Origin of the sequence: Dactylosporangium sp. NPDC051485 (assembly GCF_040682015.1) — a bacterium.
Classification (GTDB): Bacteria; Actinomycetota; Actinomycetes; order Mycobacteriales; family Micromonosporaceae; genus Dactylosporangium.
This window is the reverse complement of record NZ_JBFAZW010000006.1, coordinates 53609-68140: the sequence shown is the minus strand read 5'-3', so window position 1 is coordinate 68140 and position 14532 is coordinate 53609. Positions and strand designations below refer to the sequence as shown.

Sequence of the window (14532 nt, the reverse complement as noted above, 5' to 3'; positions counted from 1 at the left end):
CATTTCCCGAGCCTATGCCAGCGCTCCTGTTGTCCTATAGTCCTACTGTCGTAGGACAAGAGAGAGGCGGGCCGGCGTGATCGAGTTCGTGCTGGACGGCCGGTCGAAGGTCAACACCTATGTGCAGCTCGTCCAACAGGTCAAACAGGCCCTGCGGGTCGGGCTGCTGGTGCCCGGTGACCGGCTGCCCAAGGTCCGCAACGTCGCGCAGTCCCTGGCCATCAACCCGAACACGGTGCTGAAGGCCTACCGGGAGCTGGAGCTCGAGGGGCTCGCCGAGGGGCGGCCGGGGGTCGGCACGTTCGTCACCGGCACCCTGGCCGGCGACTCCCTCGCCAACCAGGCCGACCTGCGCACCGAGCTGCTCGACTGGCTGCGCCGGGCCCAGGCGGCGGGCCTGAGCGACGAGGACGTCACCGCGCTCGTCGACACCACGATCCGCGCCGCGCGGCAGGCCGACGCCCTGCTGGAGGAGCTGGCATGAGAGGACACGAGATCGAGCACGTGCTGGAGGCCGACGGGCTCGGCAAGCGGTACGGGGCACGCTGGGCGCTGCGGGACTGCACCCTGCGGCTGCCGGCCGGCCGGGTCGCCGCGCTGGTCGGGCCCAACGGATCCGGCAAGTCCACGCTGCTGCACCTGGCCGTCGGCCTGCTGCGCCCCCGACGCCGGCGCGGTGCGGGTCTTCGGCAACACGCCGTATGAGAACACCGCCGCCCTCGCCGACATCGGCTTCGTCGCCCAGGACACCCCGCTCTACCGCGACTTCACCGCCGACGACCTCGTCACCATGGGCGGCAAGGTCAATCGGCGGTGGGACGCCACGCTCGCCCGGACCCGGCTTGCCCAGGCCGGCATCCCGCCCCGGATCCCGGTCGGCAAGCTCTCCGGCGGCCAGCGCGCCCAGGTCGCCCTCGCCCTGGCCCTCGCCAAGCGGCCCCGGCTGCTGCTGCTCGACGAGCCCGTCGCCAGCCTCGACCCCGTCGCGCGGCACGAGTTCCTGCGGACCCTGATGGGCGGCGTCGCCGAGTCCGGCACGACCGTGCTGCTCTCTTCGCACATCCTCGCCGACCTCGAGCACTCCTGCGACCACCTCGTCGTGCTCAGCTCCGGCGCCGTGCAGCTGTCCGGCGCCGTCGAGGACATCGTCGGCGAGCACCGGCGCCTGGTCGGCCCGCGGCACCACGGCGAGCCGATCGGCGGCGTGGCCGCCGTCGTCCGGGCCCGCCACACCGGCCGGCAGTCGACGCTGCTGGTGCGCGTCACCGGCCGGGTCACCGACCCGGCGTGGACGGTGCACGAGCTGACCCTGGAAGACCTGATCCTGGCCTACCTGTCCGACGGCGTCACGGAGGCCACCCACGAGGCATGGGGAGTCGCGGCATGATCTGGCTGACCTGGCGGCAGCACCGCAAGCAGGGCCTCTACACACTGCTCGGGCTGGTGGCCCTCGCCGCGTTCATCGTGCCGACCGGCCTGGCGATGCGCCGCGACCTCGACCGGCTCGTCGGGCAGCGCTGCGCGACCGGCGGCGAGCTGTGCGACCGCGGCGTCAACCAGTTCATCGACACCTACAGCCCACTGCTCCACGTTTCGGTGCTGCTCCTGGCCGTGCCGCTGCTCTTCGGTCTGTTCTGGGGCGCGCCGCTCGTCGCCCGCGAGATCGAGCAGGACACCCACCGCATGATCTGGACCCAGGGCATCAGCCGCCGGCACTGGGCCTGGACCAAGACCGGCCTCCTCGGCGGCGCGGTCGCCGTCCTCGCCGCCGGCTACGGCTGGGGCATTTCGTGGTGGTACGCGCCCCTGCAGATCCGCGAGAGCCGCTTCACCGAGGTCTTCTTCGACGTCCAGGGCGTCGTCCCGGTCGGCTACACGCTGTTCGCGGTCGCCCTCGGCCTGTACGCCGGCACCCTGCTGCCGAAGGTCATGTCCGCGATGGCGGTCACCCTGCCGGCCTACATCGCCGCGCGGCTCGCCGTCGGCATGTACGCCCGCCCCGCTTCATGGCGCCGCTCACCCGCAGCCTCGCGATCGACGACCACATCGACCTGATGACCGGCACCTGGCTGATGTCGACGGAGGTACGCCAGGCGGACGGCACCCGCGTCACCGGCGGCATGATGCTCTGCCGGCCGGAGGGCGACGGTGGTCTGTGCGCCGCGGCCCGGGAGATGGGCCTGCGCCCGGGGGCCTACAACTACCAGGTGTATCAGCCCGCGGGCCGGTTCTGGACCTTCCAGTGGATCGAGACCGGCATCTTCGTCGCGGCCGCCACGCTGCTCGTCTGGCTCGCGATCCGCCGCGTGCGCCGAATCGCCTGACCCCGGCCGGTGTGCGCGGACGCCCGCGCACACCGGAACCCGATCAGGGGCGGGCCAGGATCTCGCCGTGCAGGATGGACAGCCCAGCCGTGGTTGTTGGGCTGCGCCCGCCGGACGGGCGGGCGCAGCCGTTGTGCGGGGTTCCGCTAGTTAACCATCCGTGAAGAACAAGGCACGTAAATGTACATCTAACCCGTCGACACAGTAGGATTTAACGGCGACGGTACGTTGGGAGCCAACGGGGGTAGCGGGTGCTGAAGTCGCTGGTTGACGTTCGTCCGCTCCGGGAATCTGCCGCCTTCCGCAGGCTGTGGCTCGGGTCGACCGCATCGGGTTTGGGCAGCCACTTCACGTCCTTCGCCGTCGTCTACTACCTGTGGACGCAGACGCACAACGCAGCGATCGTCGGGCTGTCCGGGTTGTTCGCGGCGGTGCCGCTGATCTCCATTGCCCTGCTCGGCAGTGCCTTCATCGACCACATCGACCGCCGGCGTCTCGCCCTGCTTGTGACGAGCGCTCAGGCCGTCACGAGCGCGTTGATGGCGCTCGTCGCGGCCACCGCCAGCCGGGACGGGGTGTGGGTGATGCTCGCGCTCACCGCGGTCGCCTCCGCGTGTTCCGGTCTCGGGAACCCGGTGCTGCGCAGCATCGTGCCGGGATTGCTGCCCGCGGAGCGGCTGGCCGCCGGGTTGGCCCTGAATCACCTCTCCTTCCAGGTGACGCTGCTCGCCGGGCCGGTGCTCGCGGGTGTGGTGACCGCGGTATGGGGGATCACGTGGTGTTTCGTGATCGACGTGGTGAGCTTCCTCGTCGCGCTGGTCGGCATCGCCGGTCTGCCGGCCACTGGTAGGGCGACGACGACGAGCCGGCCCGGGATCGCGGCGGTCGCGGAAGGACTGCGGTTCGTCGCGCGGACCCCGGCCGTGCGGGGTGCGCTGCTCGCCGATCTGGCTGCCACGGTGCTGTCGATGCCGATGGCGCTGTTCCCGGTCATCAACGATCAGCGGTTCGGCGGGTCGCCGCAGGTGCTGGGGCTGTTGACCGCCGCGGTCGCCGCCGGTGGGGTGGCCGCCTCGGCGTTCTCCGGGGTTGTGACGAGGTTCGACCGGCCGGGCCGTGTCCTGCTGGTCTGCGGTGTGACCTGGGCGGTGGCGCTGGCGATCGCCGGGGCGGCGCCGCAGTTGCTGATCGTGCTGGTGGCGCTCGCGGTGGCCGGCGGCGCCGACACCTGGGCGGTGGTGTGCCGCGGCACCGTGGTGCAGTCCGCGACGCCGGAGTCGCACCGGGGCCGGATCTCCGCGGTCGAGCACGTGGTCGGCGTCGCCGGACCGCAGCTCGGCGGGGCCCGTGCCGGTCTGCTGGCCGCCGGGACCTCGGGCGGTGCGGCGCTGGTCATCGGCGGGCTGACCAGTCTCGCCGCCGTCGCGTTGATCGCCGCCATGACACCACAGCTCTGGGCGGCGCGGGCAACCGCCGATGAGCCTGAATATATCGACTGAGGCTGCTGCTGCGTTTCGACAATCGCTCGTTCCGTCGCCGATCCGTGCTTTTCGAAGCGGCGGCGTACATATTCCTGCCGCCGTACCGGAAATCGGGTCCGGTGTGGCGGCAAGGCCTTATTCTAGGCGATTGTTTATTCGACGGTGCTCGATCAATCTGGTCACCTGAGCTGTTCAGGAGCTACGCTCTGCATGCCGGAAGAGCGGTGATGGCCTTGCGGTGGCCGCCGGAATGTCGGCCTGGTTTGTCGCCTGGCGGCCGGTTGTTGGCGCAGGGCTGGCCTTCAACGAAATGCTGGTTATTCGGCCGAGGATGGCGCGGAATTGAGGGAGAGCATGGCGGTGTTCGATGACCTGCGAGACGCCGACCGATTCGATGCTGTTCTTACCTTCGACCTCGACGACGGTGACCCGTTTCAGGTGCCGATCGACCAGCTGATCGACTCCGTCTCACCGCGTCTCGGCGGGGTCAACGACGAACATGTGCGGGGACTCGCCGAGTCGGCGGTCGAATTGCCGCCGATCCTGGTGCACAGGCCCACGATGCGGGTCATCGACGGCATGCACCGGCTACGGGCGGCCGCCCTGATCGGCCGGCGGGAGATTCCGGTGCGATACTTCTCCGGCTCCGAGAAGGACGCCTTCGTGCTGGCCGTCCACGCCAACGTCGCGCACGGGCTGCCCTTGTCGCTGGCGGACCGGACGGCCTCCGCCGAGCGCATCATCGGTTCGCACCCGGAGTGGTCCGACCGGGCCGTCGCGGTCGCGACCGGGTTGTCCCACCAGACCGTCGGGCACATCAGGGGCCGTGCAAATGGAGACTCCGACCAGTTGCACACCCGCGTCGGCCGCGACGGCCGGGTGCGTCCGCTGGACAGCACCAATGGCCGGCGCATCGCCAGTGACGTGCTGCGCGATGATCCGTCCGCGTCCCTGCGGCAAGTCGCCCGGATCGCCGGCATCTCGCCCGGCACCGCCCGTGACGTCCGTGACCGCCTCGCCCGCGGTGAGGACCCGGTACCCAACCGGCAGCGCGCCGGCGGCAGCCGGCGGGCCGTGACCGCCGAACATCCCTTCGACAGCGTTCAGTCGGCCCGGATCATGTCTGTGCTGGAAAGCCTTCGCCGGGACCCGTCGCTGCGCCTCAAGGAATCGGGACGGGCCGTACTGCGGGTGCTGGGAGCGCACGCGGTCATCGCCGCCGGACCGCAGGCGTTCATCGAGGCCGTTCCACCGCACTGCGCCGGGCTGGTCGCCGACGTCGCGGCCGGCTACGCCGTCGCCTGGCAGCGGGTCGCCGACGTGATCCGACAGCGTGACAAGGCGTCGGCGTGAGCGGCCGGACGGGTCACCGGTTCGCACCCGCCGAGGGGATTGGCGGTGACACGCCAGGCGAGCCGGTCCGGGCGTACCGGTATCCGGACGGGCACATCGGCTGGCTGGTCACCGGCTACGCCGAGGCTCGGACGGTGCTGGCCGACACCCGGTTCAGCTCCCGGGCCGAGAGCAAGCGGGTGCCGGTCCACCGGCCCGGTGCCGAGCCGTTCATCGGGCAGCAGCCCCCGCCGGGCTGGTTCATCGACCTCGACCCGCCAGAGCACACCAGGTTCCGGCGCGCACTCATGGCCTGGTTCACCATGCGTCGTATTGAGCGGTTTCGCTCCGTTGTCGAACGGGTCGTCGAGGAGCACCTCGACGCCATCGCTCGTCTGCCGCAGCCGGTCGACCTGGTGGAGGCGTTCGCCTTCCCGGTGCCGCTGGCCGTGATCTGCCATGTGCTCGGCGTGCCCAACTCGAGCCACGAGCTGCTACGCCGGCACAGCAACACGCTGTTCAGCCTGGAGTCCTCGGCCGCCGACGGTACAGCGGCGATGCGGGCGCTGACGGAGCTCGTCGCCGACGTCGTCGCCCGCAAACGCCGACACCCCGGCGATGACGTGCTCAGCGCTCTCGCGGCGAACCTGCGTCACGACGAGGCCGCGGGTGCGGGCGTGCTGCTGCTCACCGCGGGGCACGAGACGGTGGCGAGCATGCTCGGCCTCGGTGTCCTCACCCTGCTTGACCGCCCCGAACTCCGCGACGCCCTGCACCCCGATACCGTCGGTGCCTTCGTCGAGGAACTGCTGCGCCATCTGTCGATCCTGCACCTGGGTGTCCCGCGCGGGGCGCAGCAGGACGTGACCGTCGGCGGCAAGCTGATCCGCGCCGGGCAAAGCGTCACGATCTCCCTTCCCGCCGGGAATCGGGATGCCGCACGCTTCCCGCAACCAGCCGTCTGCAACCCGCAGCGGCGCACCGCCGGGCACCTGGCGTTCGGCTTCGGTGTGCACCAGTGTGTCGGCGCGCACCTGGCCCGCCTCGAACTGAGCGTCGGATATCCGGCCGTCTTCCGGCGGTTCCCCACACTACGGCTTGCCGTCCCGGTCGACGAGGTGCCTATTACCCGGCACGGCGCGGTGTACGGGGCCGCTCGGCTTCCCGTCGTGTGGTGAGCGACCACCGGCCTGGCAATCGTGACTACATCGACAGAGAGGAATGTTCGGCAATGCGCTTGAACAGCTATGACGAGTGGAGCCCCCTCAAAGAGGTCATCGTCGGTTCGGCAGTCAACTACACGTCGCACGAACGGGAGCTGTCATTCGAGCTGTTCTTCCACGACAACCTGGTCCGGTCGGAGTGGTACTACCCGCGCCTGACAACGGCCGGGGCGCCAGTCGCGGCCGATCTGACCCGGTCCCCGATCAACCAGCGGTACGTCGACGAGCTCGTCGAGGATGTCGACGGGATCGCCAAGACGCTGGAGTCGCTGTCGGTGAAGGTGCACCGGCCGTTGGACGTCGACGCGTCCACCGCCGAGGTCCGCACGCCGGCCTGGAGTGCCTCGGTCGTGCCGCCGCTCAACGTCCGTGACAACACGCTCATCGTCGGCGACGAGATCATCGAGACGCCACCGATGATCCGGTCGCGGTACTTCGAGACGCAGTTCCTGAAGCCGGTGTTCGCCGAGTACTTCCGCCGCGGCGCCCGGTGGACGGTCATGCCGCGGCCGTTCATGACCGATGCGTCGTTCGACCTGTCCTACGCCCGGTCCTCGGCGTCGGCCGGCGGACCGACCGAACCCATCCAGGAGCCGCGGGAGTCACCGTACGACGTCGGCTTCGAAATGCTGTTCGACGGCGCACAGGTGCTGCGTCTCGGCCGCGACCTCGTGGTGAACATCTCCACGCAGAACCATGCCCTGGCCGTTGACTGGCTCGAGCGTCACCTCGAGGGACGATTCCGGATCCACCGGGTGCACCGCCTCAGTGACAGCCACATCGACAGCATGGTGCTCGCGCTGCGGCCGGGGACGTTGCTGGTGCGGTCGCCGAAGGTGCTCGATCAGCTACCGGCCGGGCTTCGCAAGTGGGACCTCATCGTCCCGCCACCGCCGGAACGCAACAACTTCCCGCAGTACGGGCAGGACGACCTGCTGCTCACCAGTCTCTTCATCGACCTCAACGTGTTGTCGGTCAGCCCGGACACAGTGCTGGTCAACGAGGCGTGCCCGGAGCTGATCCGCACGCTTGAACAGCATCGGTTCACCGTGGTGCCGGTCCGGCACCGCCACCGGCGACTGTTCGGCGGAGGGTTTCACTGCTTCACCCTGGACACCGTCCGCGAGGGCGGACCCGAGGACTACCTCGACTGAAACCCGGAAGGGACGGGACCTGCGCCATGTCATCGACTGACCCGGTCCGGCCGCGGCTCATTGGCGTCGGGACCGCGGTTCCGCCGGTCTCCTACACGCAGGACAGGCTGCTGGACATCTTCGGCATCGCCGATGCGAAGGTTCGCGGTGTCTTCATGAACGGCGGGATCCGGCGCCGCCACCTGAGCCTTGCCCCCGCCGGCGCGGACGGCCGGCCCGGTCCGGAAAGCCAGGGAGATCTGCTTCGCAAACATGTCGCGGTCGGCGTCGAGATCGGCCGGGCCGCCTTGGATGCGTGCCTCGCCGAGGCCGGCGCCACCCGCGCCGACGTTCGGTACCTGTGCTGCGTGTCGTCGACCGGCTTCATCACGCCGGGCCTCAGTGCGTTGTTGATCAAGGAGCTCGGGCTGGCCACCGATTGTGCCCGCCTGGACGTCGTCGGCATGGGGTGCAACGCGGGGCTCAACGGCCTCGCTGCCGTCGCCGGGTGGACCGGGACGCACCCGGGGTCGCTGGCCGTGATGTTGTGCGTCGAGGTCTGCTCGGCGACCTACGTGTTCGACGGCACGATGCGCTCGGCGGTGGTCAACAGCCTTTTCGGTGACGGGGCGGCCGCGCTGGCCGTGGTCGCCGGTGAGGACGGTGCCGGCCCGGTTGTGCTGCGGTCCGCGAGCCGGATCATTCCGGAGGCGGTGGACGCGATGCGGTACGACTGGGACGAGCACTTCGGCAGGTTCAGCTTCTATCTCGATCCTGACATCCCGTACGTGATCGGTGCCCACGCCGAGGGTGCTATCCAGGCACTGCTGCACGGCACCGGACTGCACCGCTCCGACATCGCGCACTGGGTGGTGCACTCCGGCGGCCGGAAGGTCATCGACGCGGTCCGGGTCAACCTCGGCCTCACCCGGCACGACCTGCGCCACACCCTCGACGTGTTGCGCGACTACGGCAACCTCTCCAGCGGCTCCTTTCTGTTCTCGTACCGCAACCTGGTCCGCGAGCGGGCACCCGAACCCGGCGAGCACGCCGTGGCGATGACGATGGGACCAGGCTCGACGATCGAGGCCGCACTGCTGCGGTGGTGAGACGGTCCAGGCCGCGCTGGTGCGCGGGTGACCAGCCGGTCAGCGGCAGCGCCTCGTCTTCGCCGAACAGATGCAGTAGCGTCGATGTCGACGTTGAAGGGCTTACGGCCCAGCGATTTCGCCGACGTCCCTCCCACCGCCGGTCTGTCTCCATAGGACGGTTGCTGGGCAAATGCCGTTTGAGAAATCGTTCGAAGGCGAGGCACGCATGGACGTCGAAGCCGAGATCAAAAGGCTTCTGGTGACGGACCTTTTCGTCCAGGTCCCGGAGCAGCACATCGGGGCCGACGCAAGCCTCCGGGACGTGCTCGGGCTGGACTCGCTGGGCTTCCTGGAGCTGCGGGTGCAATGCGAGAACCGATTCGGCGTGACGATCGACACCGACGACTTCACCCAGGACAACTTCGCAACCGTCGGCCGATTGGCAGGACTCGTGCACCGGCTGCGCGCCGCCTCGCTGGTCACCGGCGCCTGAACCGGTGTCGCGCCCTGCGGGACGCCAACTCGACGCGATGGAGGAGCTGTTGGACATCGACGGTGCGCTCGTGCCGGAGCACGAGCTGGACCTGCTGCTTCGGGGCCGTGCGCTGCACCTCAATCATTACGGCGAGACCGGACTGCCGTTCGCCGCCACCGGCGCCGCCGACCTGGTTCACCAGTTCGTCGAGCTCGAGGGCCCGAACCGCGGCCGGGCGCTCGATGTACTGGACGCGAGCGGCGGTTACGCCAGTGCCAGCCTGGGCGCCGGCCATGACGTGGCCGAGCACGCGTTGCGCCGTGCGGTACGCGCCTGCGGTCACGCCACCGATGAGCTCGCCGCGCTGGAACGCTCCAGGCTGCTCGTCGAGCTGTTCGACGACGGGGGTCTGTTCACCGAGCACTTCCCGGCCGGGGAGTACCACGTGAGCGGGCGCAACTCCGGCTCCGAAGGGATGGAGCTGGCGCTACGGCTGGTGCTGGAGGCACGGATCGACCGGCGGCGGCTGCGGCCGTCCCCGGAACTCGGCCATCGCGACCGGATTCTTGCCTTCGAGGGTGCCTGGCACGGCTGGACCGCGGGCCTGGTGCCACTGCTCAACCGGCGACACTATCGGTTCGGGCTACCCGGTCCCGCCCCGGACGGGCCGTACGGGCTGCGGGTGGATCACATCCCCTTCGCCGATGCCGAGGCGCTGGACGGGTACCTCGCCGAACACGGCGAGCAGCTGCTGGCCGTGATCGTGGAGCCGGTGCAGGGCGACGCCGGCATCCAGGTGCCCCATGACGGCTACCTGCGCTGCCTGGCCCGCGCCACCCGTGCCAGTGGTGCGTTGCTCGTGGCCGACGAGGTGCTGACCTTCGCCAAAACCGGGCGGTTCTTCGCCATGGTCGACGACGACGGCCCGATCCCGACCGACGTCACGGTGATCGGCAAGAGTCTCGGCATGGGAGTCCTGTCGACCGCACTGGTGATCGCCCGGCGAGGCTTGGCGCCCCGGCCGACCGGCGCGATCTCGACGTCGGATCTCCGCCCGCTGACCTGTGCGGTGATCGGCGACGGGCTGCGGCACATCGTCACCGAAGGTCTGCTCGCACAGTCCTCGTCCACGGGCCGGGTGCTGCACGAACTCTTGGTCAATGAGCTGGTCGAGGCCTTCCCCGACCTGTACCGGCAGGCGCGTGGCGTCGGCCTGCTGCGCGGCGTCGAACTGACCGAGGCGGCCGCCGCCCGGCTGCCCCTGCTACGCGCCCACCTCATCCGCGCCGGCGTCTACGTCGAGTTCATGGCCGGTGCCGGCCGGCGGTCCAACGGCCGGCGCTACGTGCATCCGACGTTGCGCCTCACCCCACCGCTGATTGCGGGGCCGAAGGATGTCGAGCAGATCGTCGAGCGGATTGTCGCCGGCTCGAGGCGGGCCCGGGCCGACCTGTGACGACTATCGCGCACAACCCGTTTCTGTACAGGCACATCGTGCAGCACGTCGACGTGGACGACTCCGGCGTGATGCACTTCAGCCGGTACCAGACGCTGGTGGAGTTCACGCTGCTGCGCGGCCTGGCCGTGATCGGCGTGGGACTGCCCGAGCTGCGCTCGGCCGGGGTCGACCTCGTGTGCACCGAGGCGACGGCCCGCTACCTCGGCTCCGCCCGGTTCCTCGAGGATCTCATCGTTACCGCACGCATCCCGCGGGTCGGTGTCTACCGCAGCCACATCGAGGGGACGGTGGCGCGCGAGTCGACCGGCGGGGTACCGATCGCACTGAGCGAGGTCAGCCTGGTGGTTGGGGTGGTGTCCATTGTGGACCGTCGTCCCGCACCGATGCCGGGTCCGATCAGCAGGATCCTCACCGCCGTCACATCCGATGGAGGTTCTCGATATGAGCGTCACGAACGGCGCGCCGGTCACCTTGACCGCCCCGCAACGAACCCCACGCACGCTCGGCTTCACCGATCTGAAGCAGTGGCTTCGGCACCGGCATCCGATGATCTACCTGGACCGGGTGCTGGACTATGAGCCCGGCGAGTTCCTGCACAGCCTGCTGCTCGTCTCCGGACAGACCGACGCGATCGCCGGCCACTTTCCGGAGCGGGCGATCTTCCCGGCCAGTCACCTGACGCAGGCGTTCGCACAGTCAGGCATCGTGTTGTTCCAACTGAGCACCACGGCACTGACCGAGGACGAATTGACGTTGATCGGCGCGATCCAGTCCCGGTTTGTCAAGATCGTCGTGCCTGGCGACGTCGTGCGCTTCAACGTCACCGCTGAGTCGCTGCGCCATAACCTCTTTACGTTCTCGGCGAACGTCAGCGTTGAAGGCGCGAACGTGGCCCACTTCCGCGGGACGCTGGTGCGCATGGCGATCGAAGACCTCGGCCGGCAGTTGTGGTGAGTACCGACGCCGTCGCGGTCACCGGTGTCGCCTGGGCGACCGGTCTGGGCTGCGGGCAGGAGCCGGTGTGGCGCAGCCTCACCGAGGGCGGCACCGGTGTCCGGCCGGTGCCCTCCACCCGGACCCTGCGCAGCGACCTCGCCACGGTCGTGCCCGACCTGCCGGCGGACTCGGCACCGGCGGACCGTCAGATCGCCCTGACCGCACGGACCATGGTGTCCTGCCTCCAGGACGCCGGTCTCGACCCCGGCGACAGACGGATCCGAGCGGTCCTCGGCACCAGCTACGGCGCCCACCTCGACGAGCCGGACACGGCGGAGCTGTCCTCGTGGGCGACCCGCGCGACGGCCTGGGCCGGCCTGCAGCACCGGCCGACGGTGGTGACGACCGCCTGCTCCTCCGGTTCGGACGCCATTCTGCTGGCCCGATCGCTTATCCGCGCCGGCGCTGCGGAGATCTGTCTGTGCGGCGGCGCCGACATCCTGACCACCGGCAAACGGCTCGGACACTCCGCGCTGGGCACCATCTCCCCGGATGGTCTACGAGCATTCGACATCTCCCACAACGGCACCGTCTTGGGCGAGGGGGCCGGCTTCCTCGTGCTGGAAACGTCCGGGTCGGCGCGCCGGCGCAACGCCCGGATCCACGGCTACCTGACCGGCGCGGGATCGGCGAACGAGGCCGCCGGCGGCGTCGCCCCAGACCCGACCGGTCACAGCCTGAGCCTCGCCGTCCACCGTGCACTGCGCGGCGACGGCACAACCCCGCGCGACGTCAGCGTGATCAATGCGCACGGCTCCGGCACGCCGCTCAACGACATGGTCGAGGCCACCACATACTCGGCGCTGTTCGGCGAGTCCGAGGTCCGACCGGTCATCTTCGCCACGAAGGGAGCGTTCGGTCACACCCTCGGCGCGACCGGCGCGCTGGAAGCCATCGCCACGCTCCAGGCACTGCGGCATCGGCAGGTCCCCCCGATCACTGGACTGGACCGGGTGCTGCCGCAGCTGCGGCTGCCGATCGCGGTCGGCGCGCCGACCCCGATCGGTGCTGGCCTCGGCCTCAGCGTGACGCTCGGGTTCGGCGGCTTCACGACCTGTCTGGCATTCGCCGGGGCCGACCGGTGAACAGCCTCGGCGAGGTCGACGGCGTCGAGGTTCTCGGCCGCGGTCAGGCCCGCAGCGACGAGCAGGGCTCAAGGCCGGGTCGGCCGTCGTTCTACGCTGACCCGGTCTCGTGGCTGGTCGCCGACGCCATCGGGCAGGCCGCCGAGCAGGCCGGCACGCGGGACCTGGCCACACCCGCGCAGCGGGACACCGTGGCCGTGATCACGATGAGCGAGCACTGCACCCTGGACACCATTCGTACTCTCGCCGCCGAGGTCCAGGCGGGACGGGTGTCGCCACTGCGCTTCGCCGGCGCGAATCCGGGTGTGGTCAGCGCCCTGCCCGGCCTGCTGCTGGGCTTCCGCGGTCCGAGCCTCACGCTGTCGATGAGCCCGTCCGACGCGCTATCGGTCGCGCTGATCGTCGCCCGGTCGTGGCTGGAGGACGGGCATGCCGACCGCGCCGCCATCGCCGCGCACACCGTTGAGGCCGGCGTGCACGTCGTCACCGCCGCCGTCGTGCGCGCGCCGCGGAGCACCGCGTGATGACCCACGCCGGGCCGCTGGCCCTCGCCAGGGTCGACAGGCTCCTCGCCGACGCGGTGCATGCCGGGCCCCAGCCGCACCCGGTACCCACGCCGGTCGCGGACCTCGCCTGGGCGATGCGCCACCTGCCGCCCGGCGGTGCGGTGCTCATCGCGCTGCCGAACGGCGCGGATCTCCTCGCCGTGCTCTTCGCGGCGCTGCAGGCCGGTGCCGTCCCCGTCCCGATCTCGGCGTCGGCGCCGCCGGCCCGCATCCAGGACATCGCCCACCGCATCGGTGCCGTCGCCCTCGCCGTCCCCCGGTCGACGACGGCGGCCTACGCGAGGTCCGGCCGCTCGCTCGGCCCGCGCGTCCACCTGCACACGTTGCCCGCTGCGCTGGATCGCCCCGGCCGCTACCAGCCCGGCCAGCTCATCCTCATGACCTCCGGCACCTCCGGGATCGCCACCGGGTGCCTGCACGTCGTCGATTCGCTGCTGCGCAACGCGGCCCGGCACGCCGCCGCGATCGGGCAGCGCCCCGGTGACCGGGTGCTGGTCAACCTGCCGCTGCACTATTCTTACGCGCTGGTCGCCCAGGCGTTCGCCGCGCTGCAGCAGGACGCCACGCTGGTGCTGAGCGGCCCGCCGTTCACGGCCCCGGCCTACCGTGACACCGTCCGCGTGCACGGTGTCACGGTCTCGTCGCTGACCCCCGTACTGGTGCGGGCGCTTGGAACTGACGGCGGACCGCGCCTGCCGTCGACGCTGCGGACGCTCACGGTCGGCGGTGAGGCGCTGCCACCTGAGGACACCGCCCGGATCCTGCGGGACAATCCCGGGCTTGAGCTGTACCTGACCTACGGGCTGACCGAGGCCGGGCCCCGGGTCTCGACGCTCGCGGCGCATGAGGAACCGGACCGCGCCGCCTCCGTCGGACGACCGCTGCCGGGCGTCGAGGTCTCGCTGCGCCGGGAGGACCCCGGCGATCGAGTCGGGGAGCTGGTGATCGACACCGACACTGCGTTGCTGTGCCGGGTGGGCACCGGCAGCGACCGCGGTGAGCGCGTGCCGGGCGGCATCCGCACCGGCGACCTGTTCGAGATCGACCCTGACGAATACCTCTACTTCCGGGGCCGGCTGACCGACTTCATCGTCGTGCACGGCGAGAAGGTGGCCCTGCCATCGGTCCGGGCGACTGCGGAACGCCTGCCGGGGGTCGTGCGCGCCACGACGAGGGTGCACCGCGCCGCGGACGGCACCCGGTTCGCGCTGTCAGTGTTCGTCGCGGGCCGCACCGCGCCCACGGCCGAGGACATCCGGCGCGACCTGCGCAGGGTACTGCTGCGCGCGGAACAACCGGACAGCATCGAGGTCCACACCGCCACCGCGGTCGAGTGGCACAAGTGATCGCACCCGGCTGAGAAAGGG

The 14532-nt window shown here is 70.4% G+C and carries 15 protein-coding genes and 1 pseudogene; all 16 read left to right on the top strand.

Going from position 1 to position 14532, the window contains the following annotated elements; genetic code table 11:
• Nucleotides 1-76 precede the first annotated feature (76 nt).
• The 16 genes and pseudogenes from AB0M46_RS04915 (at nucleotide 77) to AB0M46_RS04840 (ending at nucleotide 14511) form a co-directional block, all read left to right on the top strand.
• The gene (locus AB0M46_RS04915; protein WP_363332979.1) at nucleotides 77-484 is read left to right on the top strand and encodes a GntR family transcriptional regulator; all 408 of its coding nucleotides are present in this window, start codon (nucleotides 77-79) and stop codon (nucleotides 482-484) included.
• An 11-nt stretch (nucleotides 485-495) separates the two neighbouring features.
• Nucleotides 496-1387 (top strand): annotated as a pseudogene (locus AB0M46_RS04910) (ABC transporter ATP-binding protein).
• Nucleotides 1384-2055, top strand: coding sequence for a hypothetical protein (locus AB0M46_RS04905; protein WP_363332977.1), 672 nt, complete (start codon nucleotides 1384-1386; stop codon nucleotides 2053-2055). Before AB0M46_RS04910 ends, AB0M46_RS04905 begins: the two are co-directional and overlap by 4 nt.
• A complete protein-coding gene (locus AB0M46_RS04900) occupies nucleotides 2055-2324 on the top strand; it encodes a hypothetical protein (RefSeq protein ID WP_363332976.1) in 270 nt (89 codons plus the stop codon). The genes AB0M46_RS04905 and AB0M46_RS04900 overlap by 1 nt, the downstream gene beginning before the upstream one ends.
• Nucleotides 2325-2575: 251 nt before the next feature.
• Entirely contained in the window at nucleotides 2576-3823 is a 1248-nt protein-coding gene (locus tag AB0M46_RS04895) for an MFS transporter (protein ID WP_363332975.1), read from the top strand.
• Nucleotides 3824-4159: 336 nt separating this feature from the next.
• Complete coding sequence (locus AB0M46_RS04890; protein WP_363332973.1) at nucleotides 4160-5158, top strand: ParB/RepB/Spo0J family partition protein; 999 nt, start codon at nucleotides 4160-4162, stop codon at nucleotides 5156-5158.
• Nucleotides 5155-6315: a cytochrome P450 gene (locus AB0M46_RS04885; RefSeq protein ID WP_363332971.1), complete on the top strand. Its 1161-nt coding sequence runs from the start codon at nucleotides 5155-5157 to the stop codon at nucleotides 6313-6315. The genes AB0M46_RS04890 and AB0M46_RS04885 overlap by 4 nt, the downstream gene beginning before the upstream one ends.
• Before the next feature lie 53 nt (nucleotides 6316-6368).
• Nucleotides 6369-7514 (top strand): glycine amidinotransferase, encoded by a 1146-nt coding sequence (locus tag AB0M46_RS04880; protein WP_363332970.1) that lies wholly within the window; start codon nucleotides 6369-6371, stop codon nucleotides 7512-7514.
• 26 nt (nucleotides 7515-7540) lie between these two features.
• Nucleotides 7541-8602 (top strand): 3,5-dihydroxyphenylacetyl-CoA synthase DpgA, encoded by a 1062-nt coding sequence (gene dpgA / locus AB0M46_RS04875; protein ID WP_363332968.1) that lies wholly within the window; start codon nucleotides 7541-7543, stop codon nucleotides 8600-8602.
• A 208-nt stretch (nucleotides 8603-8810) separates the two neighbouring features.
• On the top strand, nucleotides 8811-9077 hold the full coding sequence (locus tag AB0M46_RS04870) for an acyl carrier protein (protein WP_363332967.1): 267 nt from the start codon (nucleotides 8811-8813) through the stop codon (nucleotides 9075-9077).
• A 37-nt stretch (nucleotides 9078-9114) separates the two neighbouring features.
• Nucleotides 9115-10515 (top strand): aminotransferase class III-fold pyridoxal phosphate-dependent enzyme, encoded by a 1401-nt coding sequence (locus AB0M46_RS04865; protein WP_363332966.1) that lies wholly within the window; start codon nucleotides 9115-9117, stop codon nucleotides 10513-10515.
• Between the two features lie 38 nt (nucleotides 10516-10553).
• Nucleotides 10554-11096 carry a thioesterase family protein gene (locus tag AB0M46_RS04860; RefSeq protein ID WP_363332965.1) on the top strand — a complete coding sequence of 181 codons (543 nt, stop codon included), beginning with the start codon at nucleotides 10554-10556 and terminating at the stop codon, nucleotides 11094-11096.
• Nucleotides 11065-11472, top strand: a complete 408-nt coding sequence (locus tag AB0M46_RS04855; protein WP_363332964.1) for a hypothetical protein — start codon at nucleotides 11065-11067, stop codon at nucleotides 11470-11472. The genes AB0M46_RS04860 and AB0M46_RS04855 overlap by 32 nt, the downstream gene beginning before the upstream one ends.
• Nucleotides 11469-12599, top strand: coding sequence for a beta-ketoacyl-[acyl-carrier-protein] synthase family protein (locus AB0M46_RS04850; RefSeq protein WP_363332963.1), 1131 nt, complete (start codon nucleotides 11469-11471; stop codon nucleotides 12597-12599). The genes AB0M46_RS04855 and AB0M46_RS04850 overlap by 4 nt, the downstream gene beginning before the upstream one ends.
• Nucleotides 12596-13123 carry a beta-ketoacyl synthase N-terminal-like domain-containing protein gene (locus AB0M46_RS04845; RefSeq protein ID WP_363332962.1) on the top strand — a complete coding sequence of 176 codons (528 nt, stop codon included), beginning with the start codon at nucleotides 12596-12598 and terminating at the stop codon, nucleotides 13121-13123. Before AB0M46_RS04850 ends, AB0M46_RS04845 begins: the two co-directional genes overlap by 4 nt.
• Nucleotides 13123-14511 (top strand): class I adenylate-forming enzyme family protein, encoded by a 1389-nt coding sequence (locus AB0M46_RS04840; RefSeq protein ID WP_363333060.1) that lies wholly within the window; start codon nucleotides 13123-13125, stop codon nucleotides 14509-14511. The genes AB0M46_RS04845 and AB0M46_RS04840 overlap by 1 nt, the downstream gene beginning before the upstream one ends.
• Nucleotides 14512-14532: the final 21 nt, after the last annotated feature.